Source organism: Pseudomonas sp. ChxA, assembly GCF_030263855.1.
In the GTDB taxonomy this organism is placed as follows: domain Bacteria; phylum Pseudomonadota; class Gammaproteobacteria; order Pseudomonadales; family Pseudomonadaceae; genus Aquipseudomonas; species Aquipseudomonas fluorescens_CB.
Genome location: NZ_JARPMK010000002.1, coordinates 252,311 through 264,494 on the forward strand (window position 1 = coordinate 252,311; position 12,184 = coordinate 264,494).

Sequence of the window (12,184 nt, forward strand, 5' to 3'; positions counted from 1 at the left end):
ACACCTCGGTTAAACCTGTGGGAGCTGGCTTGCCTGCGATGGCGGTATGTCTGTGCCAGATGAGTTGGCTGATACACCGCCATCGCAGGCAAGCCAGCTCCCACATTTGGTTTCATGGTGAGCCTGATAGATCAGCGGATGATCTTCTCGACCTGAATCCCGAGTTTCTTCAGCCGATACCAGAAGCTCCTCTCGGAAATCCCGATCTTCGCCGCGGCCGCAGCCTGCACGCCGTTGCTCTCGTTCAACGCGGCCATGATGTAGGTTTTCTCGACCTCAGCCAGCGCCGCATCCAGGTCGGCAGGCACGCCCGGTGTGTCACCGAGCAACGCCGTCACGCCGTCTTCGGCAGGCTTGGACGCAAACAGGTAAGCGGGCAGGTCAATGTCTTCGATCACCGGCGAAGCCGCCACGATGGTCGCCCGCTCCACGCAGTTTTGCAGCTCACGGATATTGCCCGGCCAGTGGTAAGCGGCCATCGCCTGCAACGCCTCGGGGCTGAAACCGGTGATGCGTTTGCCGGCAGTTGCGCTCAGGGTCTGGGCGAAGTGCCGGGCCAGGGGCACGATGTCTTCGGCGCGCTCGCGCAGGGCCGGCAATGGGATCGGGAATACATTGAGGCGGTAATACAGGTCTTCGCGAAACTCTTTATTGGCCACCGCATCCAGCAGGTTTTTGTTGGTGGCGGCGATCACGCGCACATCCACCTTGCGCTCGCGGGGGTCGCCCACCGGCTCGATCACGCGCTCCTGCAAGGCCCGCAGAATCTTGGCCTGCAACGCCAAAGGCATATCGCCCACCTCGTCCAGAAACAAAGTGCCCTGGTCGGCCTGCATAAAGCGCCCGACCCGGTCGGCCACGGCGCCGGTAAAGGCGCCTTTGCGATGACCGAACATCTCGCTTTCCAACAAGCCTTCGGGGATGGCCGCGCAGTTGACCGCCACGAAGGGCTTGTCGGCGCGGCTGCCATGTTTGTGAATCGCTCGCGCAACCATTTCCTTGCCGGTGCCGCTTTCGCCGGTCAGCAGGATGGTGGCGTTGCTGTCGCGTACCGAATCGACCGCGTGCAGCACTTGGCGAAACGCCGGGCTGTCGCCCACCAGGCTGTCGAACTGCGCATGGTGATCCAGCTCGGCGCGCAGGCGTGCGTTGTCGCGCATGATGTCGCGAAACTGCAAGGCCTTGGCCACGGTGATGTCCAGCTCGTCGATATCGAACGGTTTGGCAATGTAGTCATAGGCACCGTTGCGCATCGACTGCACAGCGTTTTTCACCGTGCTGTAGGCGGTCATCACGATCACCGGCAACTCCGGAAATCGCACTTTTATCTCGGCCAGCAACGCCGGCCCGTCCATGCCCGGCATGCGCCAGTCGCTGATCACCAGGTCGATGTCTTCCTGCTCCAGCACCTTGAGCGCGTGCAGGCCGTTGCCGGCGGTAAACACCTGAATGCCGTTCTGGCTCAAGGCCGATGACAGCAAGTCGCAGAGCTTGGGCTCGTCGTCGACTACCAATACGTTATGCGTCATGAACTTCCTCATCGTCGCCGTCGTCTTCGCCATGGGCCGGAATGTACAGGCTGAAGGTGGCGCCGGCATCTTTCTCACTGGCGCATTCAATGCTGCCGTCGTGACTTTCCATGATCGAATAGACTTTAGCCAGCCCCAGGCCCGTGCCGGAGGCCTTGGTGGTGACGAATGGTGTGAAGATGCGCTCGATCATATCGGCCGGAATGCCTTGGCCGGTGTCGGCGATGCTGATCACCGTATTGCCGTCCACACTGCGAATGCCCAAGGTCAGGCGCCCGCCTTCGGGCATCGCGTCGATGGCGTTGAGGATCAGGTTCAGGCACGCCTGCTTGAGTTGCTTGGCATCGGCGTAGATCGTCGCGCCGGGCGCCTGGTCATCGATGTGCGCATCGATGTTATGGGTGGCCAGCTCCGGGGTGCAAAAGCCGAGGATTTCTTCCACCACTGGGCGCGCCGCCTGCAACACACGCAGCGGCGGGTTGGGTTTGGCGAAATCCAGAAACTCGGTGATCAGGTCGTTGATGCGGCTGACTTCGCTGATCACGTATTCCAAGTGGCGCTTGTCGGTGTCCGGCAGGTCGACACGCCGGTGCAGCAGTTGGGTGGCGGTCTTGATGATGCCCAACGGGTTGCGAATCTCATGCGCCAGGCCCATGGCGACTTCGCCCAAAGCATGCAGCCGGTCGCGGCGGCGCAGTTGCGCTTCAAGGTGATGCAACTCGCCCAGGCGCTCGGTCATATGGTTGAAGGTGCTGCTCAGCTGCGCCAGCTCATCGCCGCCGGTGACCAATACACGGTGCTCGTAATTGCCCGAGATCACTGCGTCCACGCCTTGGGACAAATCGCGCAGCGGTTTGGTCAGGCGCCGTGACACCAAGACACCCGCGCCCAGCGACAACGCAGAACTGAGCAGGAAAATCAGCACGAACAGATTGCTCTGGTTCACCAGCCCCACCAGGCTGGTGTGGCGCAGCAGGCCGCTGAAGATCACACCCTGCAGGTCGCCGGCATCATTGAAGATCGGCCAGTACAAACCGCTGTAGTTATTGGTGAACTGCTCGCTCGGCTGCTTGGTGGCGCGCATGGCTGTTTCGACACTCTTCGGGATGCGCGAAGGGTGGTTTTCAAAACGCTGGGTCGAGAATATCTCGGAAAACCCTTGGGGGTTGGCCAGGTACAGGCGCAGGTCGAGGGAGTGCACATCGGCCACGCTGGTGAGGAAGCTGCTGTCCAGGTACGTGGCCACCAGCAGCAGGTAATCGACGCCTTCCTGGGTGGTTTCGAAGGTCGAGACCACCAGGCCCGTGGTCACACCGGCCACTTGCACGGTCTGCAGGACCGCGTTGCTGGTCAGGTTGATCTGCTTGACCACATCGTCGGCCGCGGTGCTGAACACCACTTTGTGGTCACTCACGCGAATCAGCGCGACCACATCGATATCGGTGGCGTCGGCGATGTCGGCGGTCAGGCGGTCATGCTTGGCCGCTTGCTTGCTCGACGGTGGCGCGGTGTAGCGCAGGAACAGTTTGGCCATGCGCGCGTTGTCATGCAGGATGTCGCCGATTTCGTCCTTGACGATCTTGGTCGACTCTTGCAACCAGATGCGCACGTTGCTGTCGAAAATCTGCGACAAGGTGGTCGCCGCCAGTTCGGCCGCGATCATGGTCGGGATAACGCTGACCAGCCAGAACGCCAGCACCAGCTTGCGCTGGACGCTCCAACGCGAAATGGCAAAGGGGCGGGCTTTCTGGCGGGTCTTGGTGATCATCAGGTTTCGCTTATCGCAGCAGCCATGGCAGGGTCGGAACGGTCCGGTCTTATGTACATTTTAACGAGTTTGAGCAGGCCGTTGAGCAGCCGGTTACGGTGACGGAAAAACATGCTGTTGCCCTGGAACTCGCACCCCAGGCGCAGCTTACTGGCATAGCCCTCCTGACCGCACTCATACACCGGGATCTTGTGTGCAATACAGTAGTCGACGTTGGTCAGCCAGTAGCGAAAGTACAAACTGTACTCACGGCTGAACTCACGGTCATGCCCGAAAAACTTGTCGATCAGCCGGTGCTGGTCCAACAGCACCAGGTTGAACGCCACCAGGCGCTCGTCCACCCAGTAAAGAGCACAGACCGCACGCCCTTGCAGCTGTTCAAGAATGCCGGTGAAATAACGCGCCGGCAGCCGTTCGAACTGCAAATCGGCGCGGCTGAGCGTGTCTTCGTACAGGCGCATCACCTCGGGCAACACGTCATCAATGGTGTGCCGCCATTCGACCCGTGGGCCTGGCGCGCGCAACTTGCGGCGCAAGTCTTTGCGGGTCGCCTTGCACAGCGAGCCCAAGTAGGCGTCCACCGAGCCGTAAGGCACCGTCAGCCAGCCGCTGGGTAAGCTTGGCATGCTCTGAAAGCCTGCCTGGCGGCAATTGTCTGCCCAGTCGAGGTCATTGGTCGGCACGTCTTTGACCGCCACCAGGCCAATCCCGAAGGTATTCGCATCCTGGCGTGCCGCCTCAAGCAAATGCCTGATCAACAGTGGGCGCTGCTCCTGGGGCACGTGGCTGGCGATACCCGCGTCGCAACGCTCGGCCACCGGCGAGCCGATAGCGTACAACTGCAAGCGCAAAACACCCGGCCACAGTCGCTCCAGGCGCTCGGTAAAGCGCTTGCCGGCGCCCGACACCGTGGTGTCGAGGCGATAATAAGTGATGAACGCGGCGGCAACGGCCACCAGCGTTTCATCGTCGTAGACGGCCAGGTAACGCCACTTGAAATCATCGATCGCGGCGTTTTCCACGGCAACGTAAAAATCCCAATCCTCCAGGGCTGCAGGAAAGCAGTCATTCCAGGCGCAACGCGGGATGGCCCGGATAGTCGAGAAGGCTTGGGCGGTAATCACGTCTAGTCCTTAGGCTGATGCCCGCTGTCGATAGTCCACGGGCGCCTGCACAGCCGGAGCGGCGTGTTGCTCGACAAATTCTGCGCTCAACTCGATCACCCGGCGGTATTGCAGGTCGACGGTGATCATGTGGTAGCAGTTATCCAGCAGAATCTTGGTCACCGGGCCGCCCAAGTGACGCTCGACATAATCAGCGTTCCAGCGGCTGGTGATGTCGTCCTCGATGGAGTGCAACACCAGCGCCGGCACCTTGACCTCGGGCATGCGCTTTTTGACCACGGCGTTCATACGGTGCAACTCACGCACCGTGATGCCCTCCATGGTCAGCAAGCCGGCCTCGCTGCTTTCGCCTTCCTTCATCTGACGCTCGACGATGGCCCGCAGGCGCTCGTTCTTGATGCCGTAAGGCGGCTTCTCTTCGAAACGGCAGATGTGCACGCCGAACGGGATCTTCATCAGCAACGGCGTCAAAAACGCCAGCTTGTGAATGCTCCAGCCGTCGTACTTCAAGGTGGTCGAATACATCAACAGCCCGGCCACTTGCCCTGGGTGTTCGGCGGCGACGTACATCGACATCACCGCGCCCATGGACAAGCCACCGACAAACACCTGCGCGTGGCGTTGCTTGACCTGCGCAAACGTCTTGCGCACCCCTTCGTACCAGTCCAGCCAGCCGGTGGCTTGCAGGTCGCTGTTATCGCCGCAGTGCCCCGCCAGCGTGGGCACGTACACCGTGCAGTTACCGGCCTTGGCCAGGCCTTTGGCGACCTGGCGCAATTCCGTCGGGGTGCCGGTCAGGCCGTGGATCAATAGGATCCCGACCGGACCTTCACCGAGAACGAAGCCGGCACCACCTTCACCGAGGTCGATCCCGATGGCGTTCACCGCGTGGTCGCCCGCACCAGCAGTTGCTCGAGGAGTTTCAGGCCCAGGTCGATTTCCGGGTAGCTGATTTCCAGGGACGGTGCCAGGGTGATCACGTTTTTGTAGTAGCCGCCCACGTCGAGGATCAGGCCGAGTTTCTGGCCATCCACGATCATGTCGCCCTTCATGCCTTCTTCGACCATGTAATCCAGGGTCGCCTTATCCGGCGTGAAGCCATCCGGGCCGCAGATTTCGCAGCGCAGGGCCAGGCCCAGGCCGTCGACGTCGCCGATGATAGGGAAACGTTTCTGCAAGTCTTGCAGGCCTTCCAGGAAGTATTTGCCCTTGGCCATGACCATCGCGCCGTAGTCGACTTCGCTGGTCATCTTGAACATTTCCAGGCCTACCGCCGTACCCAGTGGGTTGGAGGCGAAGGTGGAGTGGGTCGAACCTGGCGGGAAGACCTTCGGGTTGATCAGCTCTTCACGCGCCCAGATGCCGCCCAGTGGGTTGAGGCCGTTGGTCAGCGCCTTACCGAAGACGATCACGTCCGGCTGTACGTCGAAGTGTTCGATCGACCACAGTTTGCCGGTACGGTAGAAACCCATCTGGATTTCGTCGGACACCATCAGGATGCCGTGCTGATCCAGCACTTGCTTCAATTCGCGGTAGAAGTTCATCGGCGGGATTACGTAGCCGCCGGTGCCCTGGATCGGCTCGACGTAGAACGCTGCGTATTCGCACTGGTTGGTTTTCGGGTCCCAGACGCCGTTGTATTCAGTCTCGAACAAACGTGCGAACTGCTGCACGCAGTGGCTGCCGTACTCTTCTTTGGTCATGCCTTTAGGGCCGCGGAAGTGGTACGGGAACGGAATGAAGTTGGCGCGTTCACCAAAGTGGCCGTAGCGGCGACGGTAGCGGAAGCTGGAAGTGATCGACGACGCGCCGAGGGTGCGGCCGTGGTAGCCGCCTTCGAAGGCGAACATCAGGCTCTTGCCGTTGGAGGCGTTACGCACCACTTTCAACGAGTCTTCGATCGACTGCGAACCGCCGACGTTGAAGTGCACGCGACCATCGAGGCCGAATTTTTTCTTGGCATCGACTGCGATCATTTCCGACAGCTCGATCTTGCCTTTGTGCAAGTACTGGCTGGCGATTTGCGGCAGGGTATCGATCTGCTGTTTCAGCGCGTTGTTCAGGCGCGGGTTGGCGTAGCCGAAGTTAACGGCCGAGTACCACATTTGCAGGTCGAGGTAGGCCTGGTCTTCGGTGTCCCACACGTAGGAGCCTTCGCAACGGCTGAAAATACGCGGCGGCTCGATGTAGTGGACGGTGTCGCCGTAGGAGCAGTATTTGGCTTCTTTATCCAGAAGAATCTGGTCTTCGGCGGTAGCGATACGAATATCAGACATGGTGGAAGAGTTCCTGATTTTCAACAGAGAGGTCGGCGGTAAAGGCGCCGGAGTTAGCGGCGATGCCTTGTGGCAACGCGGCAAGCAATGCGGGCAATTCGGCAAAGGTGTCGAAGCGCGCATGGGCAATGTTGTTGGCTTCGCAGTACTTGGCGAGGCTGCCTTTGGCGAAGACGAAGTCGGCGGTGGAGGCCACGCACATGTCGGACTTGCCGTCGCCGATCACCAGCACACGCTTGTTGCGCGGCGTGGATTTGCATTTGCAGTTGCCGGAGGCGGCGCGGCAGGCGTCGCTGGAATACGGGAAGTCGATGCGCCAGCTGTTCTGGTCGACCTGGCGCAGGCGGTTGGCGAGGATCGGCAGCAAGGTCACGTAGTTGCGCGACAGGATGCGCGCGATGCCTTGCTCGATGCCGTCGCTGACCACTTCGATGGTCGCGCCCAGGCCCATGACGTGATCGACGAAGTCCGGGAAGTCCGGGTCGATTTCAACGCTGTCGAAGTACGCCAGCAGTTCAGCTGGGGTGGCCTTGATCAGCGCCAGTTGACGGCTCAGGCATTCGCGGGAACCGATATGCCCATCCAGCCATTCCTGTTCGATGGTTTCCCACTCGGGGCCGGCGAAGCGCTGGAGGACGTTGTCGATGACGTCGGTGGGGGTGATGGTCCCGTCGAAGTCGCACACGATATGCCACTGGATCATTGCGTTTACCTTGAGGAGTAGCGCTCTTTGCGCTTGTGCCAGGGGTATTGCAGAGACTGTGCCAACTGGCCAAAGCCCAGCGGGGCTGGGTTTTTTGGCGATATATAGGGGGATTTGTGTCGCAGGAGCTACAATTTTTGTAGCTTGCTACAAACAAGATGAGTGCTTGCGTCCGGGAGGCTCTTCGCGCGTGAATGCGCGCAAGTTCAGATAAGGAAACGCTCCATGTTCAAGGTTACTTCTGCTGTATTCGCCGGCTTGCTGGGGCTGTGGAGCTTTTCCAGCACGGTATTGGCCGAAGGCATTACCGGCGAAGTTGGCGCGGGCGTCAGCTACCAGCCCCATGACCCGACAGGCAGCCGCTACGAAACCCGGCCGATTCCCTACTTCGATCTGGACTGGGGCAATGTGAGCCTGGGCACCGACGATGGCCTGACCTGGAGCGCACTCAATACCAACGGTTTCACCGCCGGCCCGTATATCAATTACCTGCCGGGCCGTACCGCCGATCGCTCGCTGCGTGGCTTGCGTGATGTGCCGGACATGGCCGAAGTCGGAGGTTTTATCCAGTACGCACCGGCCGAGTTCTGGCGCGTGTACGCCCAGGTCGGCCAGGCCGTCGGCGGCCCACGTGATCAGAGTGGTGTGTTGGGCAAGGTCGGTGGCGAGCTGGGCTACCCACTGGGCGGCGGCATTATCGGCAGCACCGGCCTGATGGCGCATTTTGCCGATGCGCGCCAGACCCAGGCGTTTTTTGGCGTTGACGATAAAGAGTCAGCGGCGTCCGGCATCCGCGCCTATAACGCCAGCGCGGGCTTTCAGAACCTGACGCTGACCCAGAGTTTCGAGTTCCCACTGGCGAGCCATTGGTCACTGTTGACCAGCGCCAGTTGGACACACCTGGTGGGCTCGGCGGCCAACAGCACCATCGTCAAAGAAACCGGCAACGTGAACCAGGGCCAGGTGCAGACGGCGATCAGCTACAAGTTCGACTGACCCTGTGGGAGCTGGCTTGCCTGCGATAGCCTCACCGTGGCCTGACTGACAGACCGAAGCGCCTGCATCGCAGGCAAGCCAGCTCCCACACAAGCCAAGTGCCACAGGAAGATTCATCGGCGCTCAGGCTTTGGCTTCCTGGATGATCTGACGAATCGCGCCCACAAAGGCTTCAGCCGGCTGCCCACCGCTGACCGCGTACTGGTCGTTGAACACGATGGTGGGTACTGACGTCACACCGCGTGTAATCCACAACTCCTCTTGCTCACGGACTTCAGCAGCGTACTCGTCAGACGCCAGAATTTCAGCCGCACGCTGGATATCCAGCCCAACACTCTCGGCGATGATCGCCAGCGTCGCGTGGTCGGACGGGTTCTGGCCATCGCTGAAATACGCCTTGAACAGCGCTTCCTTGAGGTTGTACTGCAACCCTTCAAGCCCCGCCCAATGCAGCAGCCGGTGCGCATCGAAGGTGTTGTAGATGCGGCTCTGCCCGTCCGTGCGAAAGGCAAAGCCCAGCGCCGCGCCCATGTCGCGGATACGCTCACGGTTGGCCTGGGATTGCTCGGCAGTGGAGCCATACTTTTCGGTGATGTGCTCGACGATATTCTGCCCTTCGGCCGGCATCTTCGGGTTCAGCTCAAACGGCTGGAAATGAATCTCCGCCTGCACCTCGCTACCCAGTTGGTCGAGGGCTTCGGTCAGGCCGCGCAGGCCGATGATGCACCAGGGGCAAGACACGTCGCTGACGAAATCGATTTTCAGGGGAGTACTCATGGTGGCAACCTCGCTGGCATTAATGTGCGCCATAAAGGTTGCACCATACACCAACTTCACAGCACCTTCGAAGGCTCGCCTAGGTCGATCTGCGCCCAATGCGCGGCATCTTCGCGATGGGCTTTGAGATACGGCAACACAGCCGTCAACAGCGGCGCCTTGAAGGCTTCCTGGAAACGGTGGGCCATGCCCGGGATGAGCTTAAGCTGGCTGCCCTGGATATGCGCGGCCAGGTGTACGCCGTGCATTACCGGCAACAGCGGGTCGGCGGTGCCGTGCACCACCAGGGTCGGCACGCGCAATTGGTTAAGCAATGGCACGCGGCTCGGCTCGGCCAGAATCGCCATGATCTGACGCTTCACGCCGTCCGGGTTGAAGGCGCGGTCGTAGGACAGCGCGGCCTGATGCAGCAGCGCCTGGCGATCATCTTTCACGTTGGGGCTGCCCAGGGCTGCGAGCAAATCGGCTTGTTGCTCCAGCGCCACTTCACGGTTCGGCGCGCTGCGCCGCGACAGTAACTGCACCAACGCCGCGTTGGGCGCCGGCAGGCCTTCGGCGCCAGAACTGGTCATTACCAGCGTCAGGCTTTCGACCCGCTGCGGCGCCATGGCCGCCAGGTGCTGAGCGATCATGCCGCCCATGCTTGCGCCCAGCACGTGAAATTGCTGGATCTGCAGCGCGTCCATCAAGCCCAACGCATCGTCGGCCATATCGGTCAGCGTGTACGGCGCCGCCACCGGCAAACCGAGCTTGTAGCGCAGCACTTCAAACGTCAGGTTGGCGCTGGCGGGCGCCTGGCGCCAGGTGGACAAGCCAACGTCACGGTTGTCGTAGCGAATCACCCGAAAACCCTGTTCGCACAAGGCCACCACCACTTCATCCGGCCAGTGGATCAACTGCCCGCCCAGGCCCATGACCAGCAGCAACGCAGGGTCGGACGCACGGCCGATGCTCTGGTAGGCGATGCTCACCTGTTCCAGGTCGACCGTTTGAGTCGAGACATTGACATCACATCGAGACGCCGCAAAAGACGGCAGGCCGAACAATAGAGCGGCCAGTAAAAACCACACGCGCATGAAAAACACCGAAACGCAGAACCCCAGTAGAGCGCGAGTCTGATGAAGTTTGTTCAAGCGCGCTGCCACAGTTACGTGACAGTTTGATGAAGTGCGCCCAACGGTCATGGTCGACATGAACAGCAACATGAGACAAACTCACGCCATATATCTTCATCACAAATTATATTCATGGAGCGCCTGTGCTCGAAATCCGCCACCTCAAGACCTTGCATGCCCTGCGCGAAGCCGACAGCCTGGTCGAAGCCGCCGAACGCCTGCACTTGACCCAGTCCGCTCTGTCCCATCAGTTCAAGGAACTGGAAGAACGCCTGGGCATGCCATTGTTCGTGCGCAAGACCAAGCCGCTGCGCTTCACCAGCGCCGGCTTGCGCCTGTTGCAACTGGCCGATGCCACCCTGCCCTTACTGCGCGGCGCCGAGCGCGACATCGCGCGCCTGGCCGGTGGCACCGCTGGGCGTTTGCATATGGCGATCGAATGTCACAGCTGCTTCCAGTGGCTGATGCCGACCATCGACCAGTTCCGCGATGCCTGGCCGGAAGTCGAGCTGGACCTGGCCTCAGGCTTTGCCTTCGCGCCGCTGCCGGCCCTGGCCCGTGGCGACCTGGACCTGGTGGTGACCTCCGACCCGCTGGAATTGCCGGGCATCACTTATGTGCCGCTGTTTACCTACGAAGCCATGCTGGCCGTGGCCAACCAGCATGCGTTGGCGAACAAGTCGTACATTGTGCCGCAGGACCTGCTCAGCGAAACCCTGATCACCTACCCGGTGGAGCGCGACCGCCTGGACATTTTCACGCGGTTCCTGGAGCCCGCCGACGTGGAACCTGCCCAGGTGCGCACCTCGGAGCTGACGGTGATGATGATGCAACTGGTGGCCAGCGGCCGTGGCGTGTGCGGCATGCCGCATTGGGCGCTGCATGAATACAGCTCGCGTGGGTATGTGAAGGCCAAGCGTTTGGGCGAGAAAGGTTTGTTTGCGACGTTGTATGCGGGGATTCGTGCGGACATGCTGGACGCGCCGTATATGCGCGACTTCTTGCTGACGGCCAAGGACACGTCGTTTTCGACCTTGGATGGGGTCAGCGCCGTGCGTTAATCACGCACAAAGGTGAAAACAATCAGGACTCTAATGTGGGAGCTGGCTTGCCTGCGATTGCGGTGGATCAGTTGGGGCATTCATTGACTGATGCACCGCGGTCGAAGCATAGGTATCTACACAAATATTGGCGTATTGGGTGTATATCCGTTGCTGCGGTAACGGCTGCTTAGGGTTCCGCCCTTACGGCGGGTCACTTTTGGCAAACGCCCCAAAAGTAACCAAAAGGTCTGTGCCCCACCACTTGGCACCTCGCTTAGGCTCGGTGTGCCCTCACTCCGGCTTGAATCCGTGGGCCGCCGCGATGGGCCATCCTTGGCCCAGCGCGGCTAACCCGGCGTCCTGCCGGGTTACCCACGGATTCAAGCCTGCGTTCGGCCATCGTGGTTAACGGGGCGCCTCAGATCAAAAGCAGATCAAGATCAAGATCTACAGCACGGCGGCCTGAAAGCCGACCTGAGTGGTTGAATCAAAAGCCAGATCAAGTGCGAAGCAAAAACCTATCTGAATACACTGAAGAACTGCTTTTCTGTGGGAGCTGGCTTGCCTGCGATGCAGACACCTCGGTGTATCAGGTACACCGAGTTGATGCTATCGCAGGCAAGCCAGCTCCCACCTTTGACCGAGGATGGCTTTGCTGTTGCTGTTGCTGTTGCTGTTGCTGTTGCTGTTGCTCTGGCCCTTACATCCTTTTCGCTGGCGAAGTCAGCGGTCTTTTGATCTGCGCTTTTGATCGTGATCTTGATCTGAAATCGCCCCGTTAAACACGATGGCCGCAATTCGACAGTGATTTGGGGGGTAAACCGGCAGGGATGCCGGTTTAGCCGCGCTGGGC

10 protein-coding genes are annotated in these 12,184 nt (G+C 60.5%); 2 read left to right on the top strand and 8 right to left on the bottom strand.

Translation table 11 applies throughout. The annotated features are described in order from the left end of the window. Nucleotides 1-131: 131 nt before the first annotated feature. Genes P5706_RS26860 through P5706_RS26885 form a run of 6 tightly spaced genes read right to left on the bottom strand, consistent with a single transcriptional unit; the run spans nt 132 to nt 7,400 of the window. Nucleotides 132-1,529 carry a sigma-54-dependent transcriptional regulator gene (locus tag P5706_RS26860; protein WP_056858830.1) on the bottom strand — a complete coding sequence of 466 codons (1,398 nt, stop codon included), beginning with the start codon at nt 1,527-1,529 and terminating at the stop codon, nt 132-134. Continuing rightward, nucleotides 1,519-3,297 (bottom strand): sensor histidine kinase, encoded by a 1,779-nt coding sequence (locus P5706_RS26865; protein WP_285683118.1) that lies wholly within the window; start codon nt 3,295-3,297, stop codon nt 1,519-1,521. The genes P5706_RS26860 and P5706_RS26865 overlap by 11 nt, the downstream gene beginning before the upstream one ends. Then, nucleotides 3,297-4,421 (bottom strand): GNAT family N-acetyltransferase, encoded by a 1,125-nt coding sequence (locus P5706_RS26870; protein WP_200434452.1) that lies wholly within the window; start codon nt 4,419-4,421, stop codon nt 3,297-3,299. Before P5706_RS26870 ends, P5706_RS26865 begins: the two co-directional genes overlap by 1 nt. A 9-nt stretch (nt 4,422-4,430) precedes the next feature. Continuing rightward, nucleotides 4,431-5,306 carry an alpha/beta hydrolase gene (locus P5706_RS26875; protein ID WP_285683120.1) on the bottom strand — a complete coding sequence of 292 codons (876 nt, stop codon included), beginning with the start codon at nt 5,304-5,306 and terminating at the stop codon, nt 4,431-4,433. Continuing rightward, the gene (locus P5706_RS26880) at nt 5,303-6,697 is read right to left on the bottom strand and encodes an aspartate aminotransferase family protein (protein WP_285683122.1); all 1,395 of its coding nucleotides are present in this window, start codon (nt 6,695-6,697) and stop codon (nt 5,303-5,305) included. Before P5706_RS26880 ends, P5706_RS26875 begins: the two co-directional genes overlap by 4 nt. Continuing rightward, nucleotides 6,690-7,400, bottom strand: coding sequence for an MtnX-like HAD-IB family phosphatase (locus P5706_RS26885; protein ID WP_138816626.1), 711 nt, complete (start codon nt 7,398-7,400; stop codon nt 6,690-6,692). Before P5706_RS26885 ends, P5706_RS26880 begins: the two co-directional genes overlap by 8 nt. A 225-nt stretch (nt 7,401-7,625) precedes the next feature. On the opposite strand from P5706_RS26885, the gene P5706_RS26890 reads away from it, so the two are divergent. Then, on the top strand, nt 7,626-8,396 hold the full coding sequence (locus tag P5706_RS26890; RefSeq protein ID WP_285683125.1) for a MipA/OmpV family protein: 771 nt from the start codon (nt 7,626-7,628) through the stop codon (nt 8,394-8,396). Between the two features lie 123 nt (nt 8,397-8,519). Here the strand turns inward: P5706_RS26890 and P5706_RS26895 are convergent, their stop codons facing one another. Together P5706_RS26895 and P5706_RS26900 are read right to left on the bottom strand one after the other, a co-directional pair. Further along, nucleotides 8,520-9,173, bottom strand: coding sequence for a DsbA family oxidoreductase (locus P5706_RS26895; RefSeq protein ID WP_200434449.1), 654 nt, complete (start codon nt 9,171-9,173; stop codon nt 8,520-8,522). A gap of 56 nt (nt 9,174-9,229) precedes the next feature. After that, entirely contained in the window at nt 9,230-10,249 is a 1,020-nt protein-coding gene (locus P5706_RS26900) for an alpha/beta fold hydrolase (protein WP_200434457.1), read from the bottom strand. A gap of 182 nt (nt 10,250-10,431) precedes the next feature. Between P5706_RS26900 and metR the strand changes: the two genes are divergently transcribed. Beyond that, nucleotides 10,432-11,349, top strand: a complete 918-nt coding sequence (gene metR, locus P5706_RS26905; RefSeq protein ID WP_056858838.1) for a transcriptional regulator MetR — start codon at nt 10,432-10,434, stop codon at nt 11,347-11,349. The last annotated feature ends 835 nt before the right edge of the window (nt 11,350-12,184 follow it).

Excerpts from the sequence above, each read along its gene's own strand:
- P5706_RS26860 (WP_056858830.1), bottom strand. The coding sequence starts at position 1,529 with ATGACGCATAACGTATTGGTAGTCGACGACGAGCCCAAGCTCTGCGAC.
- P5706_RS26865 (WP_285683118.1), bottom strand. The coding sequence starts at position 3,297 with ATGATCACCAAGACCCGCCAGAAAGCCCGCCCCTTTGCCATTTCGCGT.
- P5706_RS26880 (WP_285683122.1), bottom strand. The coding sequence starts at position 6,697 with ATGTCTGATATTCGTATCGCTACCGCCGAAGACCAGATTCTTCTGGAT.
- P5706_RS26885 (WP_138816626.1), bottom strand. The coding sequence starts at position 7,400 with ATGATCCAGTGGCATATCGTGTGCGACTTCGACGGGACCATCACCCCC.
- P5706_RS26890 (WP_285683125.1), top strand. The coding sequence starts at position 7,626 with ATGTTCAAGGTTACTTCTGCTGTATTCGCCGGCTTGCTGGGGCTGTGG.
- P5706_RS26895 (WP_200434449.1), bottom strand. The coding sequence starts at position 9,173 with ATGAGTACTCCCCTGAAAATCGATTTCGTCAGCGACGTGTCTTGCCCC.
- P5706_RS26900 (WP_200434457.1), bottom strand. The coding sequence starts at position 10,249 with ATGCGCGTGTGGTTTTTACTGGCCGCTCTATTGTTCGGCCTGCCGTCT.